Here is a 17,453-nt window from a genome sequence, read left to right on the forward strand (position 1 = left end):
GACGATGACTTGTAAATTTATTATGTAAAATTTTCACTATCATACAGCGATCAATAAAGAGAAGAAAGTTAAACCCCCAGTAAATAAACCAGCCTATACTTAAGTGGTAGACAGCAGAATGAGAAAAAAATTCAATCACTGCTTTATTTAATATGAGCTTTTTTGTCCATATTCAAGGCCGATCCAGTGTTCTAAGTTCAAAACGTTTCTTATTTACTGGTCAGAACAGCAGGATCTGCTGCACGCTTTTTACCTACTTTTTTCCAGGGATTATTTCGCTGATAGCGTTTTTCCAGGAAATCCAGACTTGCCCAATACCAAGGCACTAAATTTGATTTCAAAAAAGGAAAGGAAAGTGGATCACCACCCAACCAAGGCACAAATGGATTTCGACGTGCATAAGCCCATAGTTCAATCCTCACCGAAGGTTTGAGACTTTTTGCTCTGGCATGAAAACCATAGGTATCCGCAATTACCAATGTATTTGCTTTCACAGCAAAAGCTTGCGGCTTCGCATAGCCTAATTCAAGTACTTCCTCTTCAGAGACTCGAAAAGAACCTCGACGTGTCATGGCATCCGTTTTAGCTGTGATTGACTCAGATTTCTGCTGTTCCCAATTTAAGCGTTCAGGATTCAAATGATGGGAGCCGGGTACATAGACAAAAGGGCCCTCATCTGCAGTGACATTTTCTAAAAACAACCAGGCTTTTGCACTGGAGTGAAAAGTATCACTATGTAAATTCGTTTGAGGATCTGCTTTGGCCTTTCTGACATGCGAAAAGATAACTTGCAGATAAGAGATGGGCTGAACTTTAAAACTGGCAACATAATTCAGCAGGTTTCGCCATTCATCTGAATATAGGAAGTGTTGGGTGACAGGCATGTGCTTCAAGGTTTTGCCATCTAATGCCATACGGCGAGTCACCGTATCCCCTTGTAGGGTTTCCCGTGTTTCTAGCGGAGTCATCAGTAATTCTTGTTTTAATTGCGCGAACTCTTCTGTAGCTAAAAAATTTTCTCTGAATATAAATCCATTTTTTTGAAAACTTTCAACATCTGCGGGAGGAATAAACTTCGCTAACTTTGATCTGCGTTGGGCTGCCATTTGTGCAGCAAACTGTACCCGAAACCGATGCAAACCCAATTGATTTAATTTGGAATTCCCTAATATAGAATTAGATTCGAAGGATTTGGACTGTGTGACCAAAGCCAGACTATCCAATATAAATTTTCCTGGAGATTTAACCAATATCTTGCCCAACTCCTGAGCTGCAGCTATTTTTTTTTGTTTTTGCTGATCTAGTTTTTTAATATTTTCAAAAACATCTTTTTTAAAGAAATTCAATTGGATTAACCCTGTTCTGTATTTGATCAATATTTCAAAAAATTATAACCAAAAACAAACTCTCCCGGTAATACTTCTGTTCAATCATTTTCCACCCTAACCAGTAATCATAAAAAACAGTGTTTTTAAAATCTAGAAGATGTTTAAAAAGCCCTCATCAAAAGATCAGGGCTTTTTATATTTCACCAACGCATCAGATGAACTCAAGCTAGCAAACCACTAGCCACAATACAGAGTCCATTTTCAATATAATTAAAAGGTAATTCGCTGATAGTCACGGTATTGCGGTGTCCAGAAATTATGCTCTATTGCTAGCTGTAATTCTTCTACACTAACTTTCGGTGCTACTCCGTCTTCAATCGCAGCAAGCGCTACTTTTAAGGCAATCTGCTTCGAAATTGACTGTAAACAATCCAGATTCGGCAGTAAATCTGCCTGAGGGTCTTTCAGTTTCGGAGAACAGTCCGCCAAGGCATTACTCGAGGCCATCAGCATATTATCTGTGACACGTTTCGCACCTGAAGCAACTACACCCAGACCGATACCCGGAAAAATATAAGAGTTATTGCATTGGGAGATATGATGAATCTGTCCCTGATAATTCACTGGTGCAAATGGGCTACCTGTCGCAATCAATGCTCTGCCATTGGTCCATTGCAAGATATCGGCCGGAACAGCTTCTACGCGGGAAGTCGGGTTAGATAAAGGGAAAACAATCGGTTGTACACTATTTTCAGCCATGGCTTCAATCACTTCCTGAGTGAATAGACCTGGCTGTCCAGATACACCTATCAGTACCGTCGGTTTGGCACGTTTGACCACATCCAGTAGAGAAATCATACTCTCTGCATCTGCCCAGCTTTCTACATTTTCAAGCGGCTGTGCAAGTTTGCGCTGGAAATCCAATAAATTCGGCTGATTTTCTGTGATCAGGCCAAAGCGGTCGACCATAAACACACGTGCACGTGCTTCAGCATCACTTAAGCCTTCAGCAACCATTTGCTTAACGATCTGTTCTGCAATCCCGCAACCGGCTGAACCAGCACCCAAGAAAGTAACCACCTGATCTTTAAGCTGTTTGCCTGCTGCACGCGAAGCAGCAATCAGGCTGCCGACAGACACCGCAGCGGTGCCCTGAATATCATCATTGAAACAACAGATTCGATCACGGTATTTTTCCAGCAAAGGCATGGCATTTTTCTGTGCAAAGTCTTCAAACTGAATTAAGGCATCTGGCCAGCGCTGTTGAATCGCCCGAATCACCGTCTCGACAAAAGCATAGTATTCATCGCCGCTGATTCGTGGTTCACGCCAGCCCATATAAATCGGGTCATTTAACAACTGCTGATTATTGGTACCGACATCAAGAGTAATCGGTAAGGTATAGGCCGGACTGATCCCGCCACATGCGGTGTAGAGTGCCAGTTTTCCAATGGGAATCCCCATACCACCAATGCCCTGGTCTCCAAGACCAAGAATGCGCTCACCATCTGTAATCACAATCACTTTCACGTTCTTTTTATTGATATTGTGAATAATCTGGTCGATCTGATCACGGTCAGGATAGGAAATAAAGATCCCACGATGACGGCGATAAATATCAGAAAAGCGCTGACATGCCTCACCCACAGTCGGGGTATAGATAATCGGCATCATCTCACTGAGGTGATTTTCAATCAGATGGTAAAACAGGGTCTCATTGGTATCCTGAATATTCCGCAAATAAATATGCTTGTTAATATCACTGCTAAAAGCACAATACTGCTGATAAGAACGCTGACTTTGTTCTTCAATCGTCTCGGTGACATGAGGAATCAAGCCATGCAAGTTAAAGCTTCTACGCTCTTCTTCAGAAAATGCAGAGCCTTTATTGAGTAGTGGGAGTTCTAGCAGAGTATTTCCAGCATAAGGAATATATAAAGGGCGTTTACTGTTCAAATTTTCTCTGGGCATTATTTAACTCATCTAATCAATCTTCGGCAGTTCTGCCAAAATAGTCACATCACTTTGTTTATTTTATATAGCTTAGCCTGATTTTAAGCTGTTAGGTCATTTAGCAAATTTATAATACTTGTAGCAGGATTTTATAATCTGATAACACTCATTTTCAGCCTAGGTTTTGGACGGTTTCTAAAATTAATCCCTATTCGTATTTTTAATTTAAATCGGCAGCAAGATCTGTTTGACAAAAAACCTCAGCTCATCAAGGATAAAGCATAAATTTAATAAGACCAACGAGTATAAAAATGAGTGAACTGCAACCGCTTTATCAGCTCGATATTCTGGGGACAGGCTATGAACAAGCGACCTTAAACTTTCCCGATGATTATGAGGGCAAAGTCGTAGCAACCCTGATCCGTAAAAAAGCAGCCCAACCCACAAAAAAAGCAGTTTTATATATTCACGGCTTTATCGATTATTTTTTTCAGACCGAAATGGCAGAGCGCTTTAATCAGCATGGTTTTGATTTTTATGCGCTGGATTTAAGAAAGTACGGACGGTCGATTCTGCCGCATCAAAAATATTATAACGTCTATGACCTAGCTGAATATGATGCAGAAATTACCCAGGCACTCGACATTATAGCAGCCGAGGGTCACGATGCTGCCCTGCTCTGTGGTCATTCTACCGGTGGCCTGACCACGACCTTGTATGCAGCACATCATCCGCAGCATTCTTTAATTAAAGCACTTTGGGTCAACAGTCCATTTTATGACTTCAATATGAATCCGATTAAACGTGCGCTTGGCATTCCACAACTGAGCAGACTGGCCAAAATTTTTCCCAATCTTAAATTTCCAAGCGAGCTGAACAAGTGGTATGCCACCAGCCTGCATAAGGATTTAAAAGGCGAATGGGACTTCAGTCTGGACTGGAAAAAGACCCGCTATCCGATGGTTCGGATCAGTTTTATTCGTGCCATTCATGAGGCACAGAAAGAAATTCATCGCGGTGTTCAGCTCGATGTTCCGGTACTGATCATGCATTCGCATCAGACTTTATATCCTAAAAAATGGGGCAAAGCGGCGCAGAGCAGTGATGTAATTCTAGGCATTAAAGACATTCAGAAATATGCCAAAAAAATTAAAGGCGATGTCACGGTTCAAAGTATCCGGAACGGTTTACATGATCTGGTACTTTCAGAGCAATCTGTGCGTGAGCAGGTTTATCAGCAACTGTTTCAATGGCTGCATGACAAAGGACTTTAGATAAACGCGGAAGAAGAAATGAAACTTGCCCTCATTTCTCCTGCTTGGCTTCTTTTAAATCCTGACTAGGTCGAAATGTAATCAATCGCATTAAAAATATGCCAATTTTTCGATGGTTTATAAGTGCTATAAACCCTTGTTTTTAAATTTAAGACTTGAGAATTTATAACTTTTATTCTTCTACTGCTTGTCTCCAAATATTGTCTTTTGTAGCAAGCCTGTAAACAAACAACTGCCCGTCTTTTTCCCTCTTTATAGTAGAGCTGAATGCAGAAGCGCCTATATTTTTTGATCGGCAACATGCGCTCGACCTGCACCACTAACAATCATATAAAGGAATAGATTATGCGTTATGCAGACCCCAATACTGACGGTTCAAAAATCCAATTTAAAACACAATACGATAATTTCATTGGCGGCGAATGGGTCGCTCCAGTCAAAGGTGAATACTTTGACAATCTCTCTCCGGTAGATGGCAAAGTCTTTACCAAAGTGCCGCGCTCTTCTGTAGAAGACATTGAGTTGGCGCTTGATGCAGCGCATAAAGCCAAAGAGCAATGGAACCGGTCATCACCGACCACCCGCTCCAATATTCTGTTGAAAATTGCCGACCGTCTGGAACAAAATCTGGAAATGTTGGCTGTAGCAGAAACCTGGGACAATGGAAAACCGATCCGTGAAACGCTGGCTGCCGATATTCCACTGGCCATTGACCATTTTCGTTATTTTGCCGGCTGTATCCGGGCTCAGGAAGGTGGCATTTCCGAAATTGATGAAGATACTATCGCCTACCATTTTCATGAACCGCTTGGTGTAGTCGGACAAATCATTCCCTGGAACTTCCCGATTCTGATGGCCGCCTGGAAACTCGCGCCAGCCTTGGCTGCAGGTAACTGTATTGTGCTGAAACCTGCAGAACAGACTCCGGTCAGTATTCTGGTGCTCGCTGAATTGATTCAGGACATTTTGCCGCCGGGCGTGTTGAACATCGTCAATGGCTACGGGGTCGAAGTCGGCCGTCCACTGGCGACCAATCCCCGTATTGCCAAGATTGCCTTTACCGGCTCGACTGCCGTGGGTCAGATGATCATGCAATATGCGACTGAAAATATTATTCCGGTGACTCTGGAACTTGGCGGTAAATCACCAAACTTGTTCTTTGCCGACATTATGGATCAGGAAGACGATTATCTGGACAAAGCTCTGGAAGGCTTTGCCATGTTTGCCCTGAACCAGGGTGAAATCTGCACCTGTCCATCGCGTGCGCTGATCCAGGAAAGTATTGCTGACGAATTTCTGGCGCGTGCCGTTGAACGGGTGAAACGGATTAAAACCGGGCATCCGCTGGATACGGAAACCATGATCGGGGCGCAGGCTTCGCAGGAGCAGCAGGACAAGATTCTCGGCTGTATTGCCACTGGCCGTGAAGAAGGCGCACAGATCCTGACCGGTGGTGAAGCACGTCATGAAGTGGGTCAAGGTTTCTATATTGAACCGACCATCTTTAAAGGCACCAATGACATGAAGACCTTCCAGGAAGAAATCTTCGGGCCTGTACTGGCTGTGACCACCTTCAAAGACTTCGATGATGCGATCAAGATCGCCAACGATACGATTTACGGACTCGGTGCCGGGGTCTGGTCACGCTCAGCGCATACTTCCTACCGTGCTGGCCGTGCCATTCAGGCCGGTCGGGTCTGGACCAACTGTTATCATATCTACCCTGCTCATGCGGCTTTCGGTGGTTATAAAAAATCAGGCATTGGACGTGAGAATCACAGAATGATGCTAGATCATTATCAGCAAACCAAAAACTTGCTGGTGAGCTATTCAACCAAACCGGCAGGTTTTTTCTAAACAACCTGATGATTAAAAGCGGGCTTCGGTCCGCTTTTAATCCCCTATTTTTTAAAAATTTTTAATACTAGGTAAAATTTCCCAACATTGTTCGTCCAGAATTCCATTGAATGACTGACAATGAATAAAAATACTTTCTAAAAACACCTTAATGTCTGAGCTTATGTTGATTTCACCTAAGTTTCTCATTTTTTATGCTTTTTAATTGCTCAAAAAACCTGCATAAAGCCCAGGCTTTCATTTAAAGTCGGCTTTTCATGTTTATCAAGACTGTGTATAACAATGAACCACTAGAGGGAAAGCAATAAGCATAGGCAAAATTGCGCAAAAAGCGTTAGACTATGTACCCAATAATGTCATGATTCGGTCTGATCAAGATCAAAAAAGAAGGTGAAGGTTGATGCCGCTCAATACTGTTGAAGAGCTTGTAGCAGATATCCGTGCAGGAAAAATGGTCATCCTGATGGATGATGAAGACCGTGAAAATGAAGGCGATTTAGTGATTGCTGCCACACACGTACGTCCTGAAGACATCAACTTCATGATCACCCATGCACGTGGTCTGGTCTGCCTGACTTTAAGTAAAGAGCGTTGCCAGCAGTTGAATCTGCCTTTGATGGTTGATGCCAACGGCGCCCAGCATGGGACCAATTTCACCTTGTCGATTGAAGCGGCTGAAGGTATTTCTACCGGTATTTCTCCGGCTGAACGTGCTCATACAATTCAAACTGCTGTGGCTGCTCATGCCAAACCGGCCGATATTGTACAGCCAGGACATATCTTCCCGCTGATGGCGCAACCAGGTGGTGTATTGCACCGTGCCGGACATACTGAGGCAGGTTGTGATCTTTCCCGTTTGGCAGGACTGGAACCGGCTTCTGTGATTTGTGAAATCATCAATGAAGATGGCACGATGGCGCGCCGTCCGGATCTGGAAGTGTTTGCTGAAAAGCATGGCCTGAAAATCGGGACGATCGCCGATCTGATTCATTACCGCATGACCAATGAACAGACGGTTGAGCGTATCGATCAGCAAAGTATTGAGACTGAATACGGCAGCTTTGACCTGTACCGCTATCGTGAACTGGGCAATCCGGATATCCATCTGGCCTTGGTCAAAGGTGAGCCTAAAGAGGGCGTGACCACGGTGCGTGTACATGGTTTTAACCCGACCCGCGACTTGCTCAAACTGAAGAAACAGGATGGCGAGCCGGCCTGGAACCTGGATCGTGCCCTGAAAGAAATTTCCAATAGTGATCGTGGTGTACTGGTCTGGATTGGTCAACGCCATTTACAGGATTTGGGCCCGGCATTAGATACCCTTAAAGCACCAAAAAATGTAAAATCAAATTCTGCACTGTCTCAGCAGTATCAAACCATTGGTGTGGGTGCACAAATTTTGCGTGATCTAGGCGTTGAAAAAATGAAGCTGCTGAGCTCTCCATTACGTTTCAATGCACTATCAGGCTTTAACTTAGAAGTGGTGGAATACATCACCGCACAACAAACATCTTAAGAAATCATCGAGGTTGTTATGGCAGTTCGCCGTATTGAAGGTATGTTACATCTCGCGAACGAAGACCGTTATGCGATTTTAGTTGGTCGTTTTAACAGCTTTGTGGTTGAACATCTGTTAGAAGGTGCCATTGATACATTGAAACGTCATGGTGTATCAGAGGATAATATTACTGTTGTTCATGCACCTGGTGCCTGGGAACTTCCTGTAGTTGCGAAAAAACTGGCAGCTTCAGATCGTTTCGATGCCATCATCGCGCTTGGCGCCGTGATTCGTGGTAGCACGCCTCACTTCGATTTCGTTGCAGGCGAATGTGCCAAAGGTTTAGGCGTGGTTGGCCTGGACACTGGCTTACCTGTAATTAACGGTGTACTCACTACGGACAGTATTGAACAAGCGATTGAACGCTCTGGAACAAAAGCAGGCAATAAAGGTAGCGAAGCTGCCCTGACTGCGATTGAAATGGTTAACTTGTTAAAGGCTATTTAACGCTATGTCGCAAACACTTCAAGCAACTTATGCAGCAAAACGTAAAGCACGTCGCTTTGCTGTACAAGGAATTTATGAATGGCAAATGAGCCACAATCCGGTGCATGAGATTGAAGCACGTACTCGTGTGGAAAATGCCATGCACAAAGTGGATCTGAGCTATTATCATGAATTGTTGACTCAAGTGGTTGCCAATCATGAAGCATTGGATGCGCTCTTAATCCCGGTACTCGATCGCGAACTTTCAGCACTGGATGGTGTTGAACTTGCGACCCTTCGTCTTGGTGCATATGAACTCAAAGAACATCTTGAGATTCCATATCGCGTGGTTCTAGATGAAGCGATCGAGCTGGCTAAACATTTTGGCGGTGCCGATAGCCATAAATACATCAATGGTGTATTGGATCGTTTAGCGACAACTTTGCGTGCAGCAGAAAAACAGCAGTCTAACTAATAGCGTAGATTCGTTGTATGGCTGAATTTTCGATTATCGACACCTATTTCAATCGCAAGAATGCCAATTCTGTCGATCTGGGCGTCGGTGACGATTCAGCCTTGCTCACCCCTCCTCCTCAGCAACAACTGGTCATCTGTGCCGACACCCTGATTGCTGGACGCCATTTTCCAATGAATACCAATCCGCATGCGATTGGCTGGAAATCTGTGGCTGTCAATTTATCTGATATTGCCGCGATGGGCGCAACCCCGCACAGTATTTTACTCGCATTGAGCCTACCCCAAATTGATCATGACTGGCTAAAAGCTTTTAGTCAGGGTTTATATGATTGTTGCGATCAATTTGGTGTGAGCTTAATCGGTGGTGATACCACTCAAAGTCCTCATTTAACCCTGTCTGTCACAGCATTGGGCTGGGTGGATATTGGTCAAGCCATTCCACGCTCAGGTGCGAAACCCGGTGATCTGATCTGTGTCAGTGGAACTGTCGGTGATGCAGCTTTTGCACTCCAGCATCTTGGTCATCCACTGCAAAAACGTCTGGACTATCCAACGCCACGTTGTCAGCTCGGTGCTGCCCTAAAAGGTCTGGCGCATAGCATGATTGACGTCTCGGATGGTTTGGCCCAAGATCTTGGACATATTCTCAAAGCCTCTCAAGTCGGTGCCAAGCTGCAACTTGAAAACCTGCCGATCAGTCCCACCCTGCATGCTTTAAACGATGAGCAAAAATGGCAATATGCCCTCGCTGGTGGCGACGATTACGAATTATGCTTTACAATAAGCCCGCAAAATTACGAAAAATTATTGCAAAAACAACTTGATGTTTCGATTAGTATGATCGGCACAATTCAGCAGCAACACGGCTTAACTTTTGAAAAAGATGGCGTAGATCATTCACTTCAATTTAATGGGTATCAACATTTTGCATAAACCTGCGATTAATTTTAAAGCCATGTCATGGATCGACCGACTGATTGTCTTTAGTGGGGTTGGTTTTGGTTCTGGTCTGGCACCTAAAGCACCCGGTACCTTTGGTTCGGCCTTTGCACTTTTATTTATTCCTATTTGGCTGCATCTTGGTTTTCTAAACAGTGTTTTTGCCATTGCCATCATGTCCCTGGTTGGCATATATATCTGCGGGCATACTGCTAGAGTCATGGGTGTACATGATGATGGCCGCATCGTCTGGGATGAATTTGCAGGACAATCCATCACATTTTTGCCCCTGATCTATTTAGGCCAGATGAACTGGTTATGGTTGCTCATCGGTTTTGCGCTATTCAGATTATTTGATATCTGGAAACCTTGGCCGATCCGTGTGATTGACCGACAGGTCGACGGTGGCTTCGGCATCATGCTGGATGACATTATTGCCGGCCTTTGGGCTGCTCTTTGTATTTTGCTTTATTTTTACTTCATCGTGGCATAAGCCATATTTAGGATTAGAACATGTCAACGACTGTTATTATTCTTGCTGCAGGTAAAGGAACGCGCATGCGCTCTAGCTTACCGAAAGTATTACAACCCCTTGCAGGACGTCCTTTACTGGGCCATGTCATTGAAACGGCAAAAAAATTAAACGCAGATAATATTATTACGATTTATGGTCACGGCGGTGATCGGGTTCAGACAGCATTTGCACAAGAGGATATTAAATGGGTCGAACAGGCTGAACAGCTGGGTACCGGTCATGCCGTACAAATGACCTTGCCTGTCCTGCCACAAGACGGCGTCTCGCTGATTCTTTCCGGCGATGTGCCGTGCATTAATCCTGTAACCTTACAAAAATTACTCGATGCCACTGCAGCAACCGGTATTGGTCTGGTGACGCTTACCCTGCCAGATGCCAATGGTTATGGTCGTATTGTGCGTGAACAGGGTCAGATCCAGGCCATTATTGAGCACAAGGATGCTTCCGAAGAGCAACGTCAGATTAAAGAAATTAATACCGGTATTTATGCGGTCAGCAATGCCAAACTGCATCAATGGCTGCCAAGTTTAAGTAATGACAATGCTCAAGGTGAATATTACCTGACGGATATCGTCGCGATAGCTTTGGCAGATGGTATGCAAGTTGCATCGGTAGAACCTGAGCAGGCTTTTGAAGTTGAAGGGGTAAATGACCGGGTGCAGCTCGCTGCTTTAGAGCGTCAGTTCCAGTCTTATCAAGCCAAACAGCTAATGCAGCAAGGTGTACATCTGATTGATCCAAGCCGCTTTGACTTGCGTGGTAATTTAACTGTCGGTCAGGATGTCCGCATTGATATCAATGTGATTATCGAAGGTGATTGCGAGCTGGGCGACAACGTTGAAATTGGCGCTGGCTGTATCATTAAGAATAGCAAGATTGCAGCTGGCACCAAGGTTCAACCATATAGCATTTTTGACAATGCTATCGTTGGTGAAGATACCCAGATTGGACCTTTTGCACGACTCCGTCCGGGTGCACAATTGGCCAATGAAGTGCATATCGGTAACTTTGTTGAAGTTAAAAATACCTCGATTGGTCTAGGCTCTAAAGCCAACCATTTTACCTATCTGGGTGATGCTGAAGTTGGTGCAGGCTCAAACATCGGTGCAGGGACTATTACCTGTAATTACGATGGTGCCAACAAATTTAAAACAATTATTGGTGATCAAGCCTTTATTGGCTCGAACAGTTCATTAGTGGCACCTGTGAGAATTGGTAACGGTGCTACAGTGGGTGCAGGCTCGACGATTACCCGTGATGTGGAAGACAACAGTTTGGCAGTAGAGCGCTCTAAGCAATTTGCCAAAGAAAACTATCCACGTCCGCAAAAAATCAAGAAATAAGGGGAACAAATATGTGTGGTATCGTCGGTGGCATTGCGGAACGCAGCATTACCAATATTTTGATTGAAGGCTTAAAACGCTTGGAATATCGTGGCTATGATTCAGCAGGTTTAGCCCTGATCAACAATCATCAGGTCTTACGTGAACGCCGTGTCGGCAAAGTTTCCAACCTTGAACAGGCGGTGAATGAATCACAGATTAGTGGTTCACTCGGTATTGCACATACACGCTGGGCAACCCATGGCAAACCAACTGAAGAAAATGCCCATCCGCATATTTCTGAAAATGTGGCAGTAGTCCATAACGGAATTATCGAAAACTACCAAGAACTCAAAGATGATCTTGAAGCTTTGGGCTATGTGTTTACCTCACAGACTGATACTGAAGTGGTGGCCCATCTGATCAATGATGCGCTGAAATCTACCTCGAGCCTGTTAGAAGCTGTACGCCAAGTGGTTCCGCAACTGAAAGGTGCCTATGCACTCGGTATCGTACATACGGATCATCCAGATGAACTGATTACCGTACGTGAAGGTTCTCCGCTCGTCATTGGTGTCGGTATTGGTGAAAACTTTATCAGTTCTGACCAGTTGGCTCTGCTCCCGATTACCAACCGTTTTATTTATCTTGAAGAAGGTGATATTGCCCGTTTGACCCGCACCACCATTGAAGTCTTTGTCGATGGTCAACTTGTCGATCGTCCGGTCAAGGAACTGGATGCTGCCGTCAGCAATGCTTCTAAAGGTGAATACAAGCACTACATGCTCAAAGAAATTTATGAGCAGCCTGAAGCGATCAAACAGACCATTTCCCAAGCTTTAAATGGCAATGACCTGCGTGAAGATTTTCTTGCCAGTGCGGAACAAGACTTTGCAAAAATCCAGCAAATCCAGATTATTGCCTGCGGTACCAGCTATCATGCCGGCATGATTGCCAAATACTGGTTTGAACAGCTGATTGACCTGCCTTGCCAGGTCGAGATTGCCAGCGAGTTCCGTTATCGCACTCCGGTGATTGTGAATAACACGCTGTATGTGTGTATTTCCCAATCCGGTGAAACTGCCGACACTTTGGCTGCATTACGTGATACACAGAAACGTGCGGCTGCCAAAGGCCTCGACATCACCACGATGACCATCTGTAACGTGGCGACCTCATCAATGGTACGCGAAACTCAGCATAGCCTGTTAACCCTGGCTGGCCCTGAAATTGGTGTGGCTTCAACCAAAGCCTTTACTACCCAGCTTGCTGCATTGATGCTGTTGGTACTCAAAATCGGTTCTGTGAAAAATACGATTTCTACAGCACAAATGACGGAGATCACCACAGAACTTTGGCATACGCCTAAAGTGATTCTGGATACATTACGTCATGATGATGAAATTTTACGTCTTTCAGAACTGTTTGTTGAAAAGCAGCATTGCCTATTCCTGGGCCGTGGTACGCATTTCCCGATCGCTCTGGAAGGTGCACTCAAGCTGAAAGAAATCTCCTATATTCATGCGGAAGGTTATGCTGCAGGCGAACTAAAACACGGGCCATTGGCACTGGTTGACAATGACATGCCAGTAGTGATTCTGGCACCACAGGATGACATGCTGGATAAGCTCAAATCCAATATGGAAGAAGTTCAGGCGCGTGGTGGCGAGCTATTTGTGTTTGCTGATGAAAACAGCGGCATTAAAGCCAAAGAACGCCAGCATGTGGTACATATTCCGGCAGTCAATGCAGTACTGGCACCGATTGTGTATAGCATCCCGGTGCAGTTATTGTCTTATCATGTGGCTGTATTACGTGGTACGGATGTAGATCAGCCACGTAACCTGGCAAAATCGGTCACCGTAGAATAATTAAAATTGAATCAAGGCTGGTGTTGTATTCGTATAATTGAGTTTGTATCAAATAATTAAGTTTAGATTTAATTATTTAAGTTTGTATATTAATGAAGTAAACGAACAAAACCCTACCCTGTAGACCTAGTGATTCTTCACCAAGTCTACAGGGTTTTTAATATAATTAAATTCAAATTAGAATCACACCAGAAATATAAAATTATTACTAATATATTCAACAATATAGATATATAAAAATCTTACCCTAGATTCAAAAAGCATCCCTTTTTGACCTCACCTTGAAAACATTTCATTTTTATTTAAAGTATGATTCGCCTTTCTGAGCAAGAATTCGTATTTTAAAGTGGAAGAATCTAATACAAACTTAATTTCACCTAAAACTCAGGATACCGAATTTTAATACAAACTTAATTTTAAAATTAAAATACAAAGAACAATAAATGTCAATAACTTAAGGCAAAAAATAAAACAAACTTAATTAAATTCCCATAATTAGGCGCAATATTTGGTCATAAAGCAAAATAAGGGATAAGGAGCTATGTGCAAATTCTGAATAAGTATACTAGCTACTCCTGTTACTAGCAGCCCACCTTATTTAAAATTAGGTATTTCATTCACTGGATATATTAATGTTAATGGATTTGATGTTAATGAGATAAAGTCAAAACGCTGATAAAACTCTATGGCTTTTTGATCTTTTGCATGTATTACAACAAAATTAACACCAATAATTTGAGCAACTTTTGAAACTTGTTTAAGAGCCTGAGCTAAAAGTACTTTTACAATTTCTCGCCCTGCGCTGCTTGATCAACGGCAAAGCGTCCCACAACCACACAAGGTAATGGATAATGAGGTAATCGTTTAGTGAGAATAGCATCAAATCCTATAGAGGTACTTGATAGACAATAAAATCCTCTCACCTACTGTGTATCATCAATAGTAACATAGGTTTTACTTGTTCCTGATTTCTGATGTTGGGATGCGTATTGTTTTATGAATTTATTTAAATCATCTTGCCCACAATTAAATGATTTTTTTCTGATGATGGTCTTGTAAAACCTCAATTTTCATCCAATAAACTCATTAATTTTTTCATCTCATCATTTGCAGGGCGTGGATTTTCAAGGAAATTCATTAACATATCACGATCAGCATTATTTACTTTTAACTCGTGATGAGATTTAAGTAATTCTTTTGCTCGTTCAAATGAGGATTGGATCATCAAGGAACTCACACTAAGACCCAATAAATTCGCAGCTTGCTCAATTACATTCTTTGCATCTACAGTTGAACGAACATTGATTCGTTCTGTTGCTAAGTTAGCCATATTTCCCACCAACTTGTGCATCAATATGATGTACAAGTTATAGCAGATTAAGGCAGTACTTTAAGATTCAAATTTGCATATTTTGTTTTATTAAAATATTTGGAATAGAAAATAAGCATTTTACTATGAACCAGAATGAATGGTCGGGTTTGAGTCTGAATATGCAGTTGGTTTACATAAAAATATGCAACGATGTTTACTAAGATGTAATTTGAATACTTTTGCCTATCCTAAACGTTTTTTAAACTCAGCAATTGAGTGCTAAAATACCCGATAAATTATTAAGCTACTGAATTTAATAAATAATTAAATAAAAATTATAAAATTTTGTTTGTATATAAATATATTTAAGTTTGTATATTTCTGCCAAATACAAAATTATCTTCTTTGAGATATGATGAATTATCAACCAAAATTCATAGGTCTTCTGTATGACAAAAATTATAAAAAACTATGAGGAATTAGTAAAAGAAGGATATGGCCAAGGCCATGGACGAGATTATAAACCTTGCAAAACTGTTCATAACTTCAGTTCAATTGGTCGCTCTCATAGAGTACAAGGTCGTGTGAGTAAACGTCTTCACCACTTGTTTTCTGATCTAGAGTTATCCACCTTTTTGCTGCTTGACTGGAATCAGAACGTTACAGATATTCGTGAACATTATCCTTTGGATATCTATGATCTTAACTCCATCTGTTCTCGTTACCGGATGAAAAAGGTATCGGTTGATTATCTACCTTTTACCCTATCTTCAGATTTTTTAGTTGATTTTGGTAAGTTTTCTATAGCCCTCGACACTCTTTATAGCAAGGATTTGAATAAAGCTCATATTATTGAGTCTTTAGAAATTAAACGTCGTTACTGGGAAGAAGAGCACAATACGCCATTCAAGCTGATTACCGAAAAGGATATTCCTGCTACGGTACTAGAGAACATTAAATGGCTGTATGTAGAAAAAAATAATCTTGAAATAACAAATCATATGATTGATCAAGCAATTTATTTTATGGAAGAAATTAGCCAGTATCCTCAAAGCTCATTGATCTCTTTCTGCAAGCATACTGACCAAACTCAAAAAAGGGGTATCGGAACGACGCTCGCATTGTTTAGAAAACTATTTGCCCTGCGAATACTGCAATTTAATCTAGAAATTTCGTACTTGGAGCTTAAACTCTCTGATATTCATGCAAGTAACTTGCTCCAGAACGAGAATACAGTCCATGCAACTAATTAATTCAGTTTACATCTTGAATTCAACACAATACCGGATACTCAAATTCTTACCGCAGTATACCGTATGGATTGCGATTGATAATAAAAATGCTTTTCCTGAACTCATTTTATCCAAGGAACTTCAAACTCTCTCAGATGATCAAAGCCTAATACCAGCACAAGATCCTTATGAACACTTAAAACGATTAAACTTGAGTGAGGATTCTATTCAACTCAAAAAAAGAGATGAAAACTTTTTTATTATTCAAGATTTAATTAATTAGGACTTACGCACTATTATTTATAGATTCTCTGTGGTAGCAGATGATTTTTATCGAGAATAAAGTCATCAATGAAGTTTTTGATAACTGGTCTAAATAATTTCTTCTGCCAACGATATACATTTTCAAAGATCCGCTCAAACTGGTTCTTTTGTATCTCAACGTAGGCCATCAAGGCTGAAAAAATATGATTCAAAATCAGTTTAGATCGTCTTACTTGAAACTTTTCAATATGACAAACCTGTTTAATCACCCGGTGATATTGCTCTATTTTCCAATGACTTGAATGCAATTCATGAAAACCCTCAAAGGACAATAAATCATCTTCATCTTGATGCACAATATAAAACCTCTGCTGTTCTTTTAACTGAGTCTTAAATAATTGTACAAAGCCAAAATCTTTGAGCCAGACCACTTGACCCTGATGGAAATCTGGCAATAAACGCAGTTGAAACCATTGTCCTTTTTCTGGGGAAACCTTACGGTTACAGTCGATACCAAACATAAATCGAATACCATATTTTCTTATGGTTTTTAGATTTCCAGTCGATGAATACCAACTATCACCTGTAATAAATTGAATCTTTGCACCCCAACTGAGTACTTCACTTAACATATCCATAAAGTAATCATTCTTGGTTTTACTTTCAGATTTGTCATAAATTCGGAAATTAATTGGAATATTTTGACCATTTTGATCTGTCGCATACAAGGTAATGAGATTAATACCCTTGACGGATCGATGGTGTTTGCCTGACCAAAAATAGCTAACCAAGTCCATATGTTGACTATATGGTTTATCTAAAACAGTATCATCAATGCTGACTATAAGTTTATTATTATCAATATGTTGAATTGATTCTTGATATAGGTCGTGAGGTGTGTAGTCTTCACGCTCTAGAAAGCGATTTACACTATCATGCGAGATATTATAAGTCTCGGCAAGTTGTGTGCAGCTAATAGAGTTCGGTTCTGTCATGAGAAAGCCCATATAAATGGGTAATGTACAAGTTGCTGTAGAAGCATGTTTAATTCGTCTGATCACAGATACTTTATAAAGTATTTTAATACTTTTTTGAATCCGTCAAT

General features: G+C 41.8%; 15 protein-coding genes and 1 pseudogene. 11 read left to right on the top strand and 5 right to left on the bottom strand.

Translation table 11 applies throughout. The annotated features are described in order from the left end of the window. Positions 1–209: 209 nt before the first annotated feature. Both J7649_RS09850 and J7649_RS09855 read right to left on the bottom strand, forming a co-directional pair. A complete protein-coding gene (locus J7649_RS09850; RefSeq protein WP_219307718.1) occupies positions 210–1,106 on the bottom strand; it encodes a phytanoyl-CoA dioxygenase family protein in 897 nt (298 codons plus the stop codon). Positions 1,107–1,598: 492 nt separating this feature from the next. Continuing rightward, positions 1,599–3,299 (bottom strand): NAD-dependent malic enzyme, encoded by a 1,701-nt coding sequence (locus tag J7649_RS09855; RefSeq protein ID WP_164542976.1) that lies wholly within the window; start codon positions 3,297–3,299, stop codon positions 1,599–1,601. A 293-nt stretch (positions 3,300–3,592) separates the two neighbouring features. On the opposite strand from J7649_RS09855, the gene J7649_RS09860 reads away from it, so the two are divergent. The 9 genes from J7649_RS09860 to glmS all read left to right on the top strand — a co-directional run bounded on the left by J7649_RS09860 (position 3,593) and on the right by glmS (position 13,540). Continuing rightward, a complete protein-coding gene (locus tag J7649_RS09860) occupies positions 3,593–4,555 on the top strand; it encodes an alpha/beta hydrolase (RefSeq protein ID WP_219307720.1) in 963 nt (320 codons plus the stop codon). Positions 4,556–4,900: 345 nt separating this feature from the next. Continuing rightward, positions 4,901–6,412, top strand: a complete 1,512-nt coding sequence (exaC, locus tag J7649_RS09865; RefSeq protein ID WP_219307722.1) for an acetaldehyde dehydrogenase ExaC — start codon at positions 4,901–4,903, stop codon at positions 6,410–6,412. Positions 6,413–6,812: 400 nt separating this feature from the next. Further along, positions 6,813–7,928, top strand: a complete 1,116-nt coding sequence (ribBA, locus tag J7649_RS09870; RefSeq protein ID WP_004280927.1) for a bifunctional 3,4-dihydroxy-2-butanone-4-phosphate synthase/GTP cyclohydrolase II — start codon at positions 6,813–6,815, stop codon at positions 7,926–7,928. An 18-nt stretch (positions 7,929–7,946) separates the two neighbouring features. Next, on the top strand, positions 7,947–8,417 hold the full coding sequence (ribH, locus tag J7649_RS09875; RefSeq protein WP_004280926.1) for a 6,7-dimethyl-8-ribityllumazine synthase: 471 nt from the start codon (positions 7,947–7,949) through the stop codon (positions 8,415–8,417). Between the two features lie 4 nt (positions 8,418–8,421). Beyond that, positions 8,422–8,871, top strand: coding sequence for a transcription antitermination factor NusB (nusB, locus tag J7649_RS09880; protein ID WP_004280924.1), 450 nt, complete (start codon positions 8,422–8,424; stop codon positions 8,869–8,871). Between the two features lie 17 nt (positions 8,872–8,888). Beyond that, positions 8,889–9,806 carry a thiamine-phosphate kinase gene (gene thiL, locus J7649_RS09885; RefSeq protein WP_219307724.1) on the top strand — a complete coding sequence of 306 codons (918 nt, stop codon included), beginning with the start codon at positions 8,889–8,891 and terminating at the stop codon, positions 9,804–9,806. Next, on the top strand, positions 9,784–10,305 hold the full coding sequence (locus tag J7649_RS09890) for a phosphatidylglycerophosphatase A family protein (RefSeq protein ID WP_085064581.1): 522 nt from the start codon (positions 9,784–9,786) through the stop codon (positions 10,303–10,305). The genes thiL and J7649_RS09890 overlap by 23 nt, the downstream gene beginning before the upstream one ends. A gap of 20 nt (positions 10,306–10,325) precedes the next feature. Next, positions 10,326–11,690 (top strand): bifunctional UDP-N-acetylglucosamine diphosphorylase/glucosamine-1-phosphate N-acetyltransferase GlmU, encoded by a 1,365-nt coding sequence (gene glmU / locus J7649_RS09895; protein ID WP_219307726.1) that lies wholly within the window; start codon positions 10,326–10,328, stop codon positions 11,688–11,690. Between the two features lie 11 nt (positions 11,691–11,701). Next, complete coding sequence (glmS, locus tag J7649_RS09900; protein WP_219307729.1) at positions 11,702–13,540, top strand: glutamine--fructose-6-phosphate transaminase (isomerizing); 1,839 nt, start codon at positions 11,702–11,704, stop codon at positions 13,538–13,540. 594 nt (positions 13,541–14,134) lie between these two features. On the opposite strand, the pseudogene J7649_RS16790 reads toward glmS, so the two are convergent. Both J7649_RS16790 and J7649_RS09905 read right to left on the bottom strand, forming a co-directional pair. Beyond that, positions 14,135–14,614 (bottom strand): annotated as a pseudogene (locus tag J7649_RS16790) (GNAT family N-acetyltransferase). Continuing rightward, positions 14,604–14,870 carry a type II toxin-antitoxin system TacA family antitoxin gene (locus J7649_RS09905; RefSeq protein WP_219307731.1) on the bottom strand — a complete coding sequence of 89 codons (267 nt, stop codon included), beginning with the start codon at positions 14,868–14,870 and terminating at the stop codon, positions 14,604–14,606. The pseudogene J7649_RS16790 and the gene J7649_RS09905 overlap by 11 nt, the downstream one beginning before the upstream one ends. A 431-nt stretch (positions 14,871–15,301) precedes the next feature. Here J7649_RS09905 and J7649_RS09910 point away from each other — a divergent pair, with 431 nt between their 5' ends. Both J7649_RS09910 and J7649_RS09915 read left to right on the top strand, forming a co-directional pair. Further along, positions 15,302–16,105, top strand: coding sequence for a TnsA endonuclease C-terminal domain-containing protein (locus J7649_RS09910; RefSeq protein WP_219307734.1), 804 nt, complete (start codon positions 15,302–15,304; stop codon positions 16,103–16,105). Beyond that, on the top strand, positions 16,092–16,367 hold the full coding sequence (locus tag J7649_RS09915) for a hypothetical protein (protein ID WP_228738639.1): 276 nt from the start codon (positions 16,092–16,094) through the stop codon (positions 16,365–16,367). The genes J7649_RS09910 and J7649_RS09915 overlap by 14 nt, the downstream gene beginning before the upstream one ends. A 13-nt stretch (positions 16,368–16,380) precedes the next feature. Here J7649_RS09915 and J7649_RS09920 read toward each other — a convergent pair whose 3' ends face one another. Continuing rightward, entirely contained in the window at positions 16,381–17,409 is a 1,029-nt protein-coding gene (locus J7649_RS09920) for an IS701 family transposase (protein WP_079255106.1), read from the bottom strand. Between the last annotated feature and the right edge of the window lie 44 nt (positions 17,410–17,453).

This window comes from Acinetobacter lwoffii (assembly GCF_019343495.1).
Taxonomy (GTDB): Bacteria; Pseudomonadota; Gammaproteobacteria; order Pseudomonadales; family Moraxellaceae; genus Acinetobacter; species Acinetobacter lwoffii_P.

Excerpts from the sequence above, each read along its gene's own strand:
- thiL (WP_219307724.1), top strand. The coding sequence starts at position 8,889 with ATGGCTGAATTTTCGATTATCGACACCTATTTCAATCGCAAGAATGCC.
- J7649_RS09855 (WP_164542976.1), bottom strand. The coding sequence starts at position 3,299 with ATGCCCAGAGAAAATTTGAACAGTAAACGCCCTTTATATATTCCTTAT.
- J7649_RS09905 (WP_219307731.1), bottom strand. The coding sequence starts at position 14,870 with ATGGCTAACTTAGCAACAGAACGAATCAATGTTCGTTCAACTGTAGAT.
- J7649_RS09890 (WP_085064581.1), top strand. The coding sequence starts at position 9,784 with ATGGGTATCAACATTTTGCATAAACCTGCGATTAATTTTAAAGCCATG.
- nusB (WP_004280924.1), top strand. The coding sequence starts at position 8,422 with ATGTCGCAAACACTTCAAGCAACTTATGCAGCAAAACGTAAAGCACGT.
- glmU (WP_219307726.1), top strand. The coding sequence starts at position 10,326 with ATGTCAACGACTGTTATTATTCTTGCTGCAGGTAAAGGAACGCGCATG.
- J7649_RS09850 (WP_219307718.1), bottom strand. The coding sequence starts at position 1,106 with ATGGCAGCCCAACGCAGATCAAAGTTAGCGAAGTTTATTCCTCCCGCA.
- J7649_RS09910 (WP_219307734.1), top strand. The coding sequence starts at position 15,302 with ATGACAAAAATTATAAAAAACTATGAGGAATTAGTAAAAGAAGGATAT.
- ribBA (WP_004280927.1), top strand. The coding sequence starts at position 6,813 with ATGCCGCTCAATACTGTTGAAGAGCTTGTAGCAGATATCCGTGCAGGA.
- J7649_RS09860 (WP_219307720.1), top strand. The coding sequence starts at position 3,593 with ATGAGTGAACTGCAACCGCTTTATCAGCTCGATATTCTGGGGACAGGC.
- J7649_RS09915 (WP_228738639.1), top strand. The coding sequence starts at position 16,092 with ATGCAACTAATTAATTCAGTTTACATCTTGAATTCAACACAATACCGG.
- glmS (WP_219307729.1), top strand. The coding sequence starts at position 11,702 with ATGTGTGGTATCGTCGGTGGCATTGCGGAACGCAGCATTACCAATATT.
- exaC (WP_219307722.1), top strand. The coding sequence starts at position 4,901 with ATGCGTTATGCAGACCCCAATACTGACGGTTCAAAAATCCAATTTAAA.
- ribH (WP_004280926.1), top strand. The coding sequence starts at position 7,947 with ATGGCAGTTCGCCGTATTGAAGGTATGTTACATCTCGCGAACGAAGAC.